At 69.1% G+C, this 14,699-nt stretch carries 11 protein-coding genes and 1 tRNA gene; 9 read left to right on the plus strand and 3 right to left on the minus strand.

Annotation, left to right across the window (positions count from 1 at the left end; all coding sequences use genetic code 11):
• The 4 genes from AC1D15_RS05415 to AC1D15_RS05430 form a co-directional block, all read left to right on the plus strand.
• Nucleotides 1–469, plus strand: a 469-nt coding sequence (locus AC1D15_RS05415) for an HAD family hydrolase (protein ID WP_477825199.1), incomplete at its 5' end; no start/stop codon positions are given.
• A gap of 15 nt (nucleotides 470–484) precedes the next feature.
• Nucleotides 485–3,184 (plus strand): aminopeptidase N, encoded by a 2,700-nt coding sequence (gene pepN, locus AC1D15_RS05420; protein WP_477825200.1) that lies wholly within the window; start codon nucleotides 485–487, stop codon nucleotides 3,182–3,184.
• The gene (locus AC1D15_RS05425) at nucleotides 3,181–4,230 is read left to right on the plus strand and encodes a class 1 fructose-bisphosphatase (RefSeq protein ID WP_465113943.1); all 1,050 of its coding nucleotides are present in this window, start codon (nucleotides 3,181–3,183) and stop codon (nucleotides 4,228–4,230) included. Before pepN ends, AC1D15_RS05425 begins: the two co-directional genes overlap by 4 nt.
• A 27-nt stretch (nucleotides 4,231–4,257) precedes the next feature.
• Nucleotides 4,258–4,333: transfer RNA gene (locus AC1D15_RS05430), tRNA-Thr, on the plus strand.
• Nucleotides 4,334–4,411: 78 nt separating this feature from the next.
• On the opposite strand, the gene AC1D15_RS05435 is transcribed toward AC1D15_RS05430, so the two are convergent.
• Together AC1D15_RS05435 and AC1D15_RS05440 are read right to left on the minus strand one after the other, a co-directional pair.
• Nucleotides 4,412–5,983 carry a methyl-accepting chemotaxis protein gene (locus AC1D15_RS05435; RefSeq protein WP_477825201.1) on the minus strand — a complete coding sequence of 524 codons (1,572 nt, stop codon included), beginning with the start codon at nucleotides 5,981–5,983 and terminating at the stop codon, nucleotides 4,412–4,414.
• A gap of 211 nt (nucleotides 5,984–6,194) precedes the next feature.
• Nucleotides 6,195–6,611 carry a hypothetical protein gene (locus tag AC1D15_RS05440; RefSeq protein WP_477825202.1) on the minus strand — a complete coding sequence of 139 codons (417 nt, stop codon included), beginning with the start codon at nucleotides 6,609–6,611 and terminating at the stop codon, nucleotides 6,195–6,197.
• A 323-nt stretch (nucleotides 6,612–6,934) separates the two neighbouring features.
• Between AC1D15_RS05440 and AC1D15_RS05445 the strand changes: the two genes are divergently transcribed.
• Nucleotides 6,935–7,498, plus strand: coding sequence for an NADPH-dependent FMN reductase (locus tag AC1D15_RS05445; protein ID WP_047505934.1), 564 nt, complete (start codon nucleotides 6,935–6,937; stop codon nucleotides 7,496–7,498).
• Nucleotides 7,499–7,512: 14 nt separating this feature from the next.
• On the opposite strand, the gene AC1D15_RS05450 is transcribed toward AC1D15_RS05445, so the two are convergent.
• Nucleotides 7,513–8,223, minus strand: coding sequence for an SDR family NAD(P)-dependent oxidoreductase (locus tag AC1D15_RS05450; protein ID WP_477825203.1), 711 nt, complete (start codon nucleotides 8,221–8,223; stop codon nucleotides 7,513–7,515).
• A gap of 90 nt (nucleotides 8,224–8,313) precedes the next feature.
• On the opposite strand from AC1D15_RS05450, the gene AC1D15_RS05455 reads away from it, so the two are divergent.
• The 4 genes from AC1D15_RS05455 to AC1D15_RS05470 form a co-directional block, all read left to right on the plus strand.
• Nucleotides 8,314–10,206 (plus strand): TOL_0244 family TonB-dependent receptor, encoded by a 1,893-nt coding sequence (locus AC1D15_RS05455; protein WP_477825204.1) that lies wholly within the window; start codon nucleotides 8,314–8,316, stop codon nucleotides 10,204–10,206.
• Between the two features lies 1 nt (nucleotide 10,207).
• Nucleotides 10,208–10,792 carry a TOL_0243 family YfiR-like periplasmic protein gene (locus AC1D15_RS05460; RefSeq protein WP_047505928.1) on the plus strand — a complete coding sequence of 195 codons (585 nt, stop codon included), beginning with the start codon at nucleotides 10,208–10,210 and terminating at the stop codon, nucleotides 10,790–10,792.
• Nucleotides 10,789–12,804, plus strand: a complete 2,016-nt coding sequence (locus AC1D15_RS05465; RefSeq protein WP_477825205.1) for a sensor histidine kinase, YfiR-like protein-associated — start codon at nucleotides 10,789–10,791, stop codon at nucleotides 12,802–12,804. The genes AC1D15_RS05460 and AC1D15_RS05465 overlap by 4 nt, the downstream gene beginning before the upstream one ends.
• A gap of 200 nt (nucleotides 12,805–13,004) precedes the next feature.
• Nucleotides 13,005–14,699: beta-1,3-glucanase family protein (locus tag AC1D15_RS05470; protein ID WP_477825206.1), on the plus strand; the 1,695-nt coding region annotated here is incomplete at its 3' end.

The raw sequence follows: 14,699 nt of genomic DNA on the forward strand, positions 1-14,699 counted from the left end.
TGACTACGCCGCACTCGCCGCCGAGAAGGAGGCGATCTACCGCGACATCGCCGCCACGCGGCTCGGGTTGATCGCCGGCACGCACGAGCTGCTCGACCGCGCCGCCGGCCTCGGCTTGAAGCTCGCGGTGTGCACTGCGTCGACGCCGCAGAACATCGCGCTCGCCTACGAACGCTTCGGCATCGGCGACAAGGTGCAGACCACCGTCAGCCCGGCCGACGGCCTGCGCGGCAAGCCGCACCCGGACATCTTCCTCGAGGCCGCGAAGCGCCTCGGCGTGGACCCGGCCGAGTGCCTGGTCTTCGAGGATGCGCCGCTCGGCGTCGAGGCCGCGCGCCGCGCCGGCATGAAGGCCGTCGCGCTGACCACGACGATGGCCGCCGCCGCCTTCGCYGGGTTCGACAACGTCGTCGCCGTCGTGCCCGACCTGCTCGACATCCGGCTCACCCTTCCGATCCATCAGCCCTGACGAAAGAAGAACACCATGCGTGAAGGCACTGCCCCGCTGATCCGCCGCGAGGACTACACCGCCCCGGCGTTCTGGATCCGCACCGTCGACCTGACGTTCGACCTCGACCCGGCGAAGACGCTGGTCATCAACCGCATGACGATGGAGCGCAACACCGCGCTGCCGCCGCAGCCGCTGCGCCTGCACGGCGAAGACCTGACGCTGACGCGCGTGCTGGTCAACGGCGAATCGGTGTCGTTCCGCCATGAAGACGGCATGCTCGTGATCGACAGCCTGTCGGACGTGCCGGCCGGCGAGTTCACGCTCGAGATCCGCAACACCTGCGCGCCCGAGAAGAACACGCAGCTGTCGGGGCTGTACACCTCGGGCGGCGGCTTCTTCACGCAGTGCGAGGCCGAGGGCTTCCGCCGCATCGCCTATTTCCTCGACCGCCCGGACGTGATGGCGGTCTACACCGTGACGCTGAAGGCCAGCAAGAAGGCCTACCCGGTGCTGCTGTCGAACGGCAACCTGGTGCAGCAGGGCGAGCTCGACAACGGCCGCCACTTCGCGAAATGGCACGACCCGTTCCCGAAGCCGAGCTACCTGTTCGCGCTGGTCGCGGCCGACCTGGTGGCGCGCGAGCAGCACGTGCGCACCCGCTCGGGCAAGGACCACCTGCTGCAGGTGTACGTGCGCCGCGGCGACCTCGAGAAGACCGAGCACGCGATGAACTCGCTGATCGCGAGCGTGGTGTGGGACGAGGCCCGCTTCAAGCTGCCGCTCGACCTCGAGCGCTTCATGATCGTCGCGGTCGGCGACTTCAACATGGGCGCGATGGAGAACAAGGGCCTGAACATCTTCAACACGAAGTTCGTTCTCGCCAACCCGGCGACCGCCACCGATGTCGACTACGCCGGCATCGAGAGCGTGGTCGGCCACGAGTACTTCCACAACTGGACCGGCAACCGCATCACCTGCCGCGACTGGTTCCAGCTGAGCCTGAAGGAAGGCCTGACGGTCTTCCGCGACCAGGAATTCAGCATGGACATGGCCGGCAGCCCGACGGCCCGCGCCGTCAAGCGCATCGAGGACGTGCGCCAGCTGCGCCAGATGCAGTTCCCCGAGGACGCCGGCTCGATGGCCCACCCGGTGCGCCCGGACAGCTACGTCGAGATCAACAACTTCTACACCGCCACCATCTACGAGAAGGGTTCGGAAGTGGTGCGGATGATGCAGACGCTGGTCGGCCGCGAAGGCTTCGCGCGCGGCATCACGCTGTACTTCGCGCGCCACGACGGCCAGGCCGTGACCTGCGACGACTTCGCGCAGGCCATCGCCGACGCCAACCCCGACAGCGAACTCGCGAAGCACCTGCCGCAGTTCAAGCGCTGGTACAGCCAGGCCGGCACGCCGCGCGTCAACGCACGCGGCCGCTACGACGCGCCGAGCCGCACCTACACGCTGGGCATCGAGCAGAGCTGCCCGGCGTCGCCAGGGCAGGCGGTGAAGGAGTCGTACGTGATCCCGGTCGCGATGGGGCTGCTCGGCCGCGACGGCCAGCCGCTCGCGCTGCAGCTCGAGGACGAGCCGGCCGCCGGCGGCACCGAGCGCGTGCTGGTGCTGCATGAATCGCGCAGCTTCTTCACCTTCGTCAACGTCGACGTCGAGCCGGTGCCGTCGTTGCTGCGCGGCTTCTCGGCGCCGGTGGTGCTGATCGACCACCTGTCCGACGAAGACCTGCTGGTGCTGCTGAAGCACGACAGCGACCCGTTCAACCGCTGGGAAGCCGGCCAGCGCCTGGCGCTGAACCGCCTGCTGGCGGCGGTGGCGAGCGAGCAGCCGCAGCAGCCGCTGGACGCCGCCTTCATCGAGGCGATGCGCGCGGTGCTGCGCCACCCGGCGCTCGATGCCGCCTTCAAGGAACTCGCGCTGACGCTGCCGAGCGAGACCTACGTCGCCGAGCAGCTGAACGTGGTCGATCCGCAACGCATCCATGCGGCGCGCGAATCGATGAAACTGCAGCTCGCGCAGGCCTTGCGCGACGACTGGCAGTGGGCGTTCGAGGCCCACCAGGTGCGCGGCGGCTACTCGCCCGACCCGGTGTCGGCCGGCAAGCGCGCGCTGGCCAACCTGGCGCTGGCCATGCTGTGCCTGGACGCGACCCGCCACGGCGACGCCGTGTGGCCGGGCCGCGCCTACCAGCGCTTCAAGGACGCCGGCAACATGACCGACCGGCTGGGCGCGCTGGCGGCGCTGGTGCATGCGCATGCCGAGCTGGCCGAGCCGGCGCTGCAGCGCTTCCACGAGATCTTCAAGGGCGAGCCGCTGGTCATCGACAAGTGGTTCGCGCTGCAGGCCGGTGCCCCCGAGAAGGACGGCCGCGTGTTCACCCGCGCGAAGCAGCTGCTGCAGCACCCGGACTTCTCGCTGAAGAACCCGAACCGCGCGCGCAGCCTGATCTCGGCGCTGTGCATGCTGAACCCGGCCGCCTTCCACCGCAGCGATGCGGCCGGCTACGTGTTCTGGGCCGACCGGATGATCGAGCTCGACAGCCTGAACCCGCAGCTCGCCGCGCGCGTCGCCCGCGTGATGGACCGCTGGAGCAACCTGGCCGAGCCATACCGCACCGCGGCAGGCGAGGCGCTGAAGCGCGTCGCGGCGAAGGCCGACCTGTCGAACGACGTGCGCGAGATCGTCGGCCGGGCGCTGCAATCCGGCGAGGGCGCAGCATGACGCAGCGCCTGACCCCGAAGCGCATCAGCCTGACGCAGTACCTGATCGAGCAGCAGCGCAGCCACGGCAACATCCCGGCCCAGCTGCGCCTGCTGATCGAGGTGGTGGCGCGCGCCTGCAAGCGCATCAGCATCAGCGTCAACAAGGGCGCGCTCGGCGGCGTGCTCGGCAGCGCCGAGACCGAGAACGTGCAGGGCGAGATGCAGAAGAAGCTCGACATCATCGCCAACGAGGTGCTGATCGAGGCCAACGAATGGGGCGGCCACCTCGCGGCGATGGCCAGCGAGGAGATGGAGGGCATCTACGTGGTGCCCAACCGCTTCCCGCAGGGCGAGTACCTGCTGCTGTTCGACCCGCTCGACGGCTCGAGCAACATCGACGTGAACGTCAGCATCGGCACGATCTTCTCGGTGCTGAAGAAGCCGGAGAGCAGCGTGGGCACCGGCGTAGGCGTCAGCGAAGCCGACTTCCTGCAGCCCGGCTCGCAGCAGGCGGCCGCCGGCTACTGCGTGTACGGCCCGCAGACGATGCTGGTGCTGACGGTGGGCGACGGCGTCGCGATCTTCACGCTCGACCGCGAGGAAGGCGCCTGGCTGCTGACGCAGGACGGCGCGAAGATCCCGGAAGACACGAAGGAATTCGCGATCAACATGAGCAACCTGCGGCACTGGGCGCCGCCGATGCAGCGCTATGTGGAGGAATGCCTGGCCGGCAGCACCGGCCCGCGCGGCAAGGACTTCAACATGCGCTGGATCGCCAGCATGGTGGCCGACGTGCACCGCATCCTGACGCGCGGCGGCGTGTTCATGTACCCGTGGGACCGCCGCGAGCCGAAGAAGGCCGGCAAGCTGCGGCTGATGTACGAGGCCAACCCGATGGCCTTCATCGTCGAGCAGGCCGGCGGCGCGGCGACCAACGCGGGCCAGCGCATCCTCGACCTGCAGCCGACCGCGTTGCACGAACGCGTCAGCGTGATCCTGGGTTCGAAGAACGAAGTTGAGCGCGTCACGGCCTATCATTGCGAACCTGACCGCGAAAACGGCTGAAACCCGAGCTATACTCGCTGGCTTCACGCCGGTGTAGCTCAGTTGGTAGAGCAGCGCATTCGTAATGCGAAGGTCGGGAGTTCGACTCTTCTCACCGGCACCAACATCGCTGGTCCCTCCGGGGGCCGGATCAAGAAAAGCCGCTTCACAGCGGCTTTTTTTGTGCCCGTTTGATTCCGGTTCAGGCCGGCATCGCCGCTGGCCCGCCGCTCAGCTTGAACACCGCGACCGCGTCCACCAGCATCCGCGCCTGCTGCTTCAGGCTCTCGGCCGCCGCCGCGCCCTCTTCGACCAGCGCCGCGTTCTGCTGCGTCGCCTGGTCCATCTGCGAGACCGCCTCACCGACCTGCGACACGCCCGAGCTCTGCTCGACCGCCGCCTCGCTGATCTCGGCCACGATGTCGCTGACGCGCTGGATCGCGGTGACGATCTGCTGCATCGACTGCCCGGCGTGATCGACCAGCGTCGTGCCCTGCTCGACCTGCGCGACGCTGTGGCCGATCAGCGCCTTGATCTCCTTGGCCGCCGCTGCACTGCGCTGCGCCAGCGTGCGCACCTCGGCGGCCACCACCGCGAAGCCGCGGCCCTGTTCGCCGGCCCGAGCTGCTTCCACCGCGGCATTCAGCGCCAGGATGTTGGTCTGGAATGCGATGCCGTCGATCACGCCGATGATGTCGACGATCTTCTTCGACGACGCCTGGATGCCGCGCATCGTGTCGACCACCCGGCCCACGGCCGTGCCGCCGTCGGTTGCCGCGCCGGACGCAACCAGCGCCAGCTGGTTGGCTTGGCGCGCGTTGTCGGCATTGCTGCGCACTGTCGCGTTCAGCTCTTCCATCGTCGCGGCGGTCTGCTGCAGCGCACTCGCCTGCTCCTCGGTGCGCTGGCTCAGGTCGAGGTTGCCCTGCGCGATCTGCGAGCTGGCGGTGGCGACGCTCTCGGCATTGCCGCGCACGCTGCCGACGATCTGCACCAGGCTGTCGCGCATGCGCTGCAGCGCCCGCAGCAGGTGGCCGGTTTCATCGTGGGAGTCGATCTTCAGCGTCGTGCTGAGGTCGCCCTCGCTGACCTGGTCGGCGAGCACYGCGGCCTGCTTCAGCGGGCGCACGATCGAACGCGTGACGGCCCAGGCGATCAGCGCACCGAACGCCGCGGCCAGGCCGGCCAGCCCGAGCATCAGCAGGCTGTCGGCGCGGGCCGCCGCCTGGATGTCGCTCGCCACCTGGCGCATCTCCTGCTGCTGCGCCTCGACCAGCGCATCCACGGCCTTGAAGTAGGCGTTCTGCATCGGCCGCACGTCGGCCAGCAGGAATTTGGTCGCCGCGGCATCGTCGTCGGCGAAGCCGAGCGCGATCGCCTTGTCGACCGCCTGCTCGTACGGCGGCAGGGTCTGCGACACCGTCTTCAGCAGCTCGCGCGTCGAGGCGCTGTGCACCGTGGCTTCGAGCCCGGCGACGATCTCGGCATTCTTCGCGCGCATCTCCTCGATGCGCTTCCGCTCGGCCTGCATGACCGCCTTGTCCGACAACAGCACGATGTTGCGCACGCCGCGCGCGATCACGTTCTGGTTGTCCTTCATGTGCGACAGCTGGACGACCTTGTCCATCTCGTCGCGTGTCAGGTCGCCGACCTGCTGGCTGATCGTCGCCATCTGCTGCCGGGCCGCCAGCGCCATCGCGACCGCCACCATGATCGTGATCAGGAAGCCGGCGCCGAGCCGTTTGCCGATCGTGAAGTTGCCGAGGAAGTTCATCGTGGTCATCCTGAGGACGCTGCGGCGGGAGGCCACTACCAGCGTACTGAAGGCGATATCGACGACGGATAGACCGGCTTGAAGCAGACAAACGTCCCGTATTGCGCAGGCTTGCACACCCGGTCCGCCCATGCGAAACGCCCCGCGCGGCATTCACCGACACGGGGCGTAGGGCGTTTCCCTTCCGGCAGCGGCCTCCAGGCCGCCGCGCTCACTGGGCCGAACGCGAGGCGGCGCGCTGGGCGCTCAGGTGGTTGGTCGCCTCGACGTTGTAGCCAGCCAGTTCGCCCTGGCTCACCGAGCGGCCGATCAGCTTCATGCGCTGTTCGAACTGCTGCTGCGCGCTGCCGGCGAAGGTGTCGCCGGCGACGGCCGGCGCCGAGGTTTCGCCGAAGGCCGGCGTGCGGCCGATCAGGCTCATGCGGGCGGCGTGGGCAGCGCGCTGTTCGGCAGCGGTCTGCAGCTTGCCGGTGTTGCTGTCGACGAATTGCGCCGGGGCTTGTTCGCCGGCCTGCGGCGTGCGGCCGATCAGGCGCATTCTTTCGGCATACGACGAGGTCTCGGCCAGCGCTGCGCCGTGGGCGGCGGCAAGGGCGAGGGAGGCGGCGATGAGAAGCTTGCTGTTCATGATGAGTTCCTTGAGCTTGAAGGTGGCAATGAAAGGTTGGATGGAGCTTGTTTCTTGCGGGTCGCCACGCCTTCATCGCGTGTCCGGCTCGTTCGAACTCGACGGGTCGTCTGGTAGGAGACAAAGCATCGATGGGATGAACTCTAGTGGTTAACCCTGAATTCATCGACGGGCGTTTGGTGAATTGATCATTGCCTCGATCGCAACAATGAGCGCGATCCACAGACTTGAAATCCGGAAGTGCCTCCAAGGGGAGGTGCCGCGCCGCACGGCGCGGAGTAGCCTGCGGGCTCGCATCCCGCTCACTTCAAGGAGAACACCGCATGGCCAGCACCTCCCCGCTCGACGTCGTCGCGATCGTCGGCAGCCTGCGGCGCGCGTCATTCACGCGCGCGCTGGTGAACGCATTCACGCCGATCGCGCCGCCCGCGCTGAAGATCGAGATCGTCGGCATCGGCGAGCTGCCGCTCTACAACGAGGATGCCGAGGCCGATCCGCCCGCCGCCTGGAAGGCCTTTCGCGAGCGCGTCTCGCGCGCCGACGCGGTGCTGTTCGCGACACCCGAGTACAACCGCTCGATGCCCGGTGGGCTGAAGAACGCGATCGACGTCGGCTCGCGCCCCTATGGCAAGAGCGTCTGGTCGGGCAAGCCTGCTGCCGTGGTGAGCTGCTCGCCCGGCGCGATCGGCGGCTTCGGCAGCAACCACCACCTGCGGCAGTGCCTGGTGTTCCTCGACATGCCGGTGCTGCAGCAGCCCGAGGCCTACATCGGCAACGTCGCGAAGCTGCTCGGGCCGAACGGCGAGATCAGCGACGAGAAATCACGCGAGTTCTGCACCCAGCTGCTGCAGAAGTTCGAGGCCTGGATCCAGCGCCAGCGGCGCTGACCGGCCGGCGGGCCTCAGTGCCCGCCGCGCACCGGGAGGGCAGCGCCGTGGATGGCGCGCGCCTCGTCGCTGCACAGGAAAGCGATGACGCGCGCGATGTCCTGCGGCGCGGTCCAGGTGCTGAAGTCGGCCTGCGGCATCGCGCTGCGGTTGGMCGGCGTGTCGATGGTGCCGGGCAGCACCGAGTTGGCGCGCACGCCGCTGCCGCGCAGCTCGTCGGCCAGCGTGGCCATCAGCGAGAGCACTGCGGCCTTCGACGCCGCATAGAGCCCCGAGCCCGCTGCCGGGCCCAGCCCCGACATCGCGGCCACGTTGACGATGGCCCCGGCGCCTTGCGTGCGCATCGCCGGCACCACGGCGCGCAGCAGCGCATGCATGGCCCGCAGGTTCATGCCGATCATCTGCTCGAGGACCGCGCCGTCCTGCTCCCACAGCGGCGCACCGCCGGCATAGCCGCCGATCGCGTTGACCAGCGCATCGATGCGCCCGTGGCGTTGCAGGCACGCGTCGACCGCCTGCCGCACCGCGGCCTCGTCGCCGGCATCCAGCTCGATCCCCTGCACCGCCACCGCGCCGGGCCGCAATTGCTTCAGCAGCTCGTCGAACGAGCGGCGCTGGCGGTAGCTGACGATCACGCCCGCGCCTGCATCGACGAAGGCTTGCGTGACGGCGCTGCCGAGCGCGCCGGTGCCACCGGCTACGAGGACGATCGCGGGACGGTTCATCGTGGGCTCCTTGAAAAGAGAGCGGATTCTCGCCGCAACCCAGGGCAGTTGCGGCTCGACAGCCGTGCCCGGAAGTCTTAGGCTGCGGCGATGGGAGTCAAGATCGCCGCCACCAGCGCGGCCCTGTGCTTTGCGGCGTCGGCGGTCCAGGCGGCGGATCCGGGCTTGACCGATCTCTCGATCGAAGAGCTCGCCAACCTGCAGATCACCTCGGTGTCGCGCCGTGCCGAGCGGCTGAGCGATGCTGCCGCCGCGGTCTACGTCATCACCCCCGAGGCGATCCGGCGCTCCGGGGCCACCTCGCTGCCGCAGGCGCTGCGGCTGGCGCCCAACCTGCAGGTGGCGCAGGTCAACGCCAACCAGTACGCGATCAGCGCGCGCGGCTTCAACAACGCCATCGGCAACAAGCTGCTGGTGCTGATCGACGGGCGCACCGTCTACACGCCCTTCTTCTCCGGCGTGTTCTGGGACCAGCAGGACCTGCTGCTGGAAGACGTGGAGCGCATCGAGGTAATCAGCGGCCCGGGCGCGACGCTGTGGGGCTCGAACGCGGTGAACGGCGTGATCAACGTCATCACGCGCGCCGCCTCCGGGACACAGGGCGTGCTGGCCGTGGCCGACGCCGGCACCGACGAGGGCCGGCTGGCCGCCCGCTACGGCGGCACGCTGGGCGAGCTCGGGCACTTCCGCCTGTATGGCAAGCGCTCGCACCTGAGCCCCACCCGGACCGCGGCCGGCACCGAAGCGACCGACCGCTGGGACATGCAGCAGGCCGGGTTCCGCGCCGACGGGTCGGCCGGCAGCGACGACTGGACGCTGCAGGGCGACATCTACCGCGGCATCTCCGATGCGCAGTTCTTCGTCGGGCTGATCAACGCGGGCCGGCTCGAAGCCGCCGGCGCCAACCTGCTGGGCCGCTGGACGCACCGCTTCGACGGCGACTCGAGCCTGCGGCTGCAGGCCTACTACGACCGCAGCAAACGCGACGACCCGGTGTCGTACCGGCCGCAGGAGCGCATTGCCGACATCGAGGCCCAGCATGCGCTGCGCCTGGGCGCGCACCAGCTCGTGTGGGGCGGCGGCTACCGGCGCGCCAGCGACGACGTGCAGCCCGGCGTCGTCTTCGGCTTCGTGCCGGCGAGCCGCACGCTCCACTGGACCAACCTGTTCCTGCAGGACGGCATCCGCATGGGCGACACCGTCGACCTGACGCTCGGCGCCAAGCTGGAGCACAACGACTACACCGGCACCGAAAAGCTGCCCAGCGCACGCCTGGCCTGGAAGCCGGCGCCGCAACAGCTGCTGTGGGGCGCCGTCTCGCGTGCGGTGCGTGCACCGGCCCGCCTCGATCACGACCTCCGGGTGCCACCGCCGCCGCGGCCGGTCTACATCATCGGCGACGGCTCGAGCTTCATCTCCGAGGTGGCCACCGTCTTCGAACTCGGCTGGCGCGAGCAGCTGGGCGCGCAGCTCAGCTGGTCGGTCGCCGCCTTCCACACCCGCTGGAGCCGCCTGCGCAGCGGCCAGCCGCCGCCGAACGCGCAGGTGCAGAACATGATCGACGGCAGCACCCGGGGCATCGAAGCCTGGGCCGACTGGCGACCGGTGCCGCGCTGGCGGCTGAGCGCCGGTTTCACGCTGCTGCTCGAGGACCTGCAGGTGATGCCGGGCAGCACCGACCCGGTCGGCCCGCGTGTGCTCGGCAACGATCCGCACCACCAGTGGTCGCTGCGCAACAGCATCGACCTGACGCCGACGCAGGAACTCGACATCGACGTGCGCCGCGTCGCCGCGCTGCCCGCCCCGCAGGTGCCGGCTTACACCGCCTGGGATCTGCGCTACGGCTGGCGGCCGCGCGCCGACCTGCTGCTGGCGCTGGTCGGCCGCAACCTGTTCCAGCCCTCGCATGCGGAGTTCGGCGACCCAGTTCCCCGCAGCGAGATCGCGCGYAGCGCGCTGCTGCAGGTGACCTGGACGTATTGACGTGGGCGCGGTGGTGGCAGCCGACCCGCCGCACCGCCTCGGGCGGCGGCGCGTGCTCGGCCTTCCGTTGCTGTTTGCCCCGTGGTTGGCCGTGCCTTGCGCCGCCCAGTCGCCGGGCAGTGCCGCCGAGTACCAGATCAAGGCCGCCTACCTCTACAAGTTCCTCGCGTACATCGAATGGCCGCCGCAGGCCTTCGAGCGCGAGCACGCGCCGATCACGATCGGTGTGCTCGGCTCGGAGCTGCTGGCCGGCGAGCTCGCGCAGGCCGTCTCCGGGCGCGAGGTCAACGGCCACGACATCGTGGTGCGCCGGCTGCGCGCCGGCGACACGGCGAGCGGCCTGCACGTGCTGTTCATCGGCCGCAGCGACAGCGCGCGGGTCGCGCAGATCACCGCGGCCGTCAAGGGCCAGCCGCTGCTGATCGTCAGCGAGTCCGACGACGCCTTCGCGCTCGGCAGTGCGATCAACTTCCTGGTCGTCGACGACAAGGTGCGCTTCGACGTGGCGCTGCGCCCTGTCGAGCAGGCCGGCCTGAAGGTCAGCTCGCGCCTGCTGGCGGTGGCCCGCAAGGTGAACACGCCATGACGATGCGCGGCACCCGCTCGCTGCGCGCCAAGCTGATCGGCATCGTGCTGCTGACGACGCTGCCGGCGGTCGCGGTCGCGCTCGCCGCGCTGGTGGCCTACGACCTGCGGGCCTATCACCAGGCCTGGGTCAGCGACATCGGCACGCAGGCCGAGCTGATGGGCCGCACCACCGCGCCGGCACTCGCCTTCGACGATGCGAAGGCGGCGGGCGAGAACCTCGGGCTGCTGCGCTTCCGGCCGCAGGTGCATGCGGCGGCGCTGTACAACGCGCGCGGCAAGCTGTTCGCGTCGTATGCGGCGACGCCGCAGCAGTCGCGCTTTCCGCCGCATCCCGAAGCCGACGTGGAGCGCGTCGACGGGCGCGACCTGGTCATCTTCCGCCGCGTCGTCAGCGGCGGCGAGTTCCTGGGCACCGTCTACCTGCGAGCCGACTACGAGCTGTACGACCGCTTCCGCGACTACGCCGGCATCGCCGCCGCCGTGGCGGTGCTGGCCATGCTGCTGGCCTGGCTGATCTCGCGCTGGCTGCAGTCCATCGTCACGCGCCCGATCCTCGCCATCGGCCAGGTGGCGCGCGAGGTGGTCGACCAGCGCGACTACTCGCGGCGTGCCGAACGCATCAGCGACGACGAGGTCGGCGTGCTGGTCGATTCGTTCAACCGCATGATGGCCGAGGTGGAGCGGCATGCGCTCGACAACCAGCAGGCGCTGCTGAAGATCGAGCAGGAGATCGCCGACCGGCGCCAGGCGCAGCAGGAGGTGATGCGCTTCAACGAGCAGCTGGAAAGCCGGGTCGGCGAACGCACCGCGCAGCTCGAGGCGTCGAACCGCGAGCTGGCGCTCGCAACCGAGGCGGCGGAGAAGGCCAACCGCGCGAAGTCGGAGTTCCTCTCCAGCATGAGCCACGAGTTGCGCACGCCGCTCAACGCGATCCTGGGCTTCGGCCAGCTGCTGGAATCCAACGCCCATGCGCTGCCCGACACCAAGCGCGTCGAGTTCACGCAGCAGATCTTGAAGGCCGGGCGGCACCTGCTGAACCTGATCAACGAGATCCTCGACCTGGCGCGCATCGAATCGGCCAACCTGATGCTGTCGCTGGAGCCGGTGGGCCTGGCCGACATGCTGCGCGAATGCGAGACCATGATCAGCCCGGCGGYCGACCAGCGCGGCATCCGGCTGTTCTTCCCCGACGACAGCGGCCTGAGCGTGATCGCCGACCGCACGCGGCTCAAGCAGGTGCTGCTCAACCTGCTGTCGAACGCCGTCAAGTACAACCGCGAGCGCGGCACGGTGGTCGTGGAATGCACCGCGCTGGCCGACGAGCGGGTGCGCATCTCGGTGCAGGACACCGGCAGCGGCCTGCGGCCGGAGCAGCTCGCGCTGCTGTTCCAGCCCTTCAACCGCCTCGGCCAGGAAGCTGGCAACGTCGAGGGCACCGGCATCGGCCTGGTGGTGACGAAGCGGCTCGTCGAGCTGATGGGCGGACGCATCGAGGCGAGCAGCACCGCCGGCATCGGCAGCGTGTTCGCGATCGAGCTGCGCGCGGCGCACGAGATGCCGCCCAGCGCACCGTCCACCGGCCACGGCGAGCTGCGCAGCGGCCTCGCGCCCGACGACCAGGACGACACGCCGCTGCTGCTGTACGTGGAGGACAACCCGGCCAACCTGCAGCTCGTCAGCGAGATCGTCGCGCTGCGCGGCGACATCCGGCAGATGTCGGCTCCGGATGCGCAGCTCGGCATCGAGCTGGCCCGCGCGCACCGGCCGCAGATCATCCTGATGGACATCAACCTGCCGGGCCTGAACGGCAAGGATGCGCTGGGCGTGCTGCTGGCCGACCCGGCCACCGCCCACATCCCGGTGATCGCGCTGACCGCCAACGCGATGGCCGGCGACGTGGCGCGCGGCCTCGCGGCCGGCTTCTTCCGCTACGTGACCAAGCCGATCGCGATCGACAAGCTGAACAAGGCGATCGACGACGCGCTCGCGCGGGTCGCCGACGACCGCTGACCCCACCCCGCACTTGCAACCGATTGTTCGACGCAATGGATGCCCATCGCCCGGGCATTCATGAAAGCGCTTTCTCATCTTGTTGCAAAGCGCCGCCCCGCGGCGGCCTGCCCGCTTCGAGAATGCCCGGGCACTGCCGGCGCGGCCGGTGGAAAGACACCTTCGAGGGAGTGAGCATGTCGGGCACAAGAAGAGGATTCATGGGATGGCTGGTGGCGGCGTTCGCCGCGCTGGCCTGCTTCGCGGCACCGGCCGGGGCGGCCGACTTCACGCAGGGCGTGACCAGTTCGGGCAGCACCGCGACGATCTGGTTCAAGTCGAGCGTCGCGACCACCTGGGTCGACGTCCACTACCAGGTCAACGGCGGCGCGCAGCAGAACCTGCGCATGGGCTACAACAGCGCGGCCGCGCGCTACGAGCAGGTCGTGACCGGCGTCGCGTCGGGCAACACGCTGGGCTATTTCTTCACCTACAACAACGGCGCGCCGGCCTATGACTCGGCACGCTTCACCGCCACGGTGGGGGGCGGCACGACGACGCCGCCGCCCGCGGCCAGCGGCGCGATCTGCTTCTACGAGCATGTCGACTACCAGGGCGCCTCGTTCTGCGCCGATGCCGACAGCAGCTGGATCGGCAGCACCTGGAACGACCGCGCCTCGTCGGTCAAGGTCAAGAGCGGCTACCAGGTCGACCTGTTCGACGACATCAACTACGGCGGCCGCAAGCTCACGCTGAGCGCCGACACGCCCAACCTCGTGAACGTGAACTTCAACGACATCGTGTCGTCGTTCCGCGTGCGCCAGGGCAACGGCGGCGTCGACCTGCCGGTGGGCAACGGCGTGATGACGATCAAGCTGGTGAACGGCACCAACGGCGCGTTCGCCGACAACCAGGTCTACTGGTCGATCATCGGCTACAACCCGGACACCAAGGTGCTGTCGCACGTCGATGCGAGCGGCCGCCTGATCCCGGCCGCGGTCGCCGACAACGACGCCGCCAACCGCGTCGCGAAGAACGGCCAGAACTATGCGAACTACTTCAACAAGCTGAGCGACGCCGGCTGGGTCTCGATCCCGAAGATCGATTCGGGCCGCATGTTCATCAGCCTCGGTTCGCCGATGTTCATCAAGATCAACGTCGCCGGCGACGGCCGCCTGGGCTTCGCCGGGCCCGACCTCGGCAACCCGGGTGACCCGAACCAGGACGTGAACTTCGAGTGGATCGAGTTCACCGTCGACAACAGCGGCTACCACGGCAACACGACGCGCGTGGACCAGTTCGGCTTCCCGATCAAGACGCGCCTGCTCGGCAAGGACGGCTACGACCGCACGCTGGGCGACAACGCGTCGCGGGCGCAGATCTTCGCCGACTTCGAGGCGCTGCCGCAGGCCGAATYCCGCGCGCTGGTGCAGCGGCCCTACCGCATCATCGCGCCGGCCAAGTCGGTGTTCGGCGCCGGTCGCGCGCAGGGCAACTACTTCGCGTCCTACGTCGACCAGGTGTGGAGCCGCTACGCCGGCACCGACCTGGTGTTCAGCGCCGAGGCCGGCACCTTCCGCGGCCGCGTGATCGGCAACGACTTCGTGTTCTCGAAGGACGGCGGCCCGCAGAACCTGTACATCCGCGGCAAGCCGACGACGCAGGGCATCCTCGAGGCGTCCGGCAACCTGGCGAGCGGCAATTCGCAGGAACTGGTGGTGCAGGCGCAGATCGCCGCCGCGTTCAACCGCCACCTGCTGATCAGCGTCGACCCGTCGCAGTGGAGCAATTCGTCGGCGTACTACCCGGCCGGCCCTGCCAACTACTACGCGAAGTTCTGGCATGACCACAGCATCGACGGGCTGGCGTACGGCTTCGCCTACGACGACGTGCGCAGCAAGAGCACGCTGCTGGAG

This window comes from Rhizobacter sp. P2_H2, assembly GCF_056403375.1.

Bases quoted from the DNA above. Each gene is read 5' to 3' on its own strand.
- pepN (WP_477825200.1), top strand. From the start codon at position 485: ATGCGTGAAGGCACTGCCCCGCTGATCCGCCGCGAGGACTACACCGCC.
- AC1D15_RS05425 (WP_465113943.1), top strand. From the start codon at position 3,181: ATGACGCAGCGCCTGACCCCGAAGCGCATCAGCCTGACGCAGTACCTG.
- AC1D15_RS05440 (WP_477825202.1), bottom strand. From the start codon at position 6,611: ATGAACAGCAAGCTTCTCATCGCCGCCTCCCTCGCCCTTGCCGCCGCC.
- AC1D15_RS05445 (WP_047505934.1), top strand. From the start codon at position 6,935: ATGGCCAGCACCTCCCCGCTCGACGTCGTCGCGATCGTCGGCAGCCTG.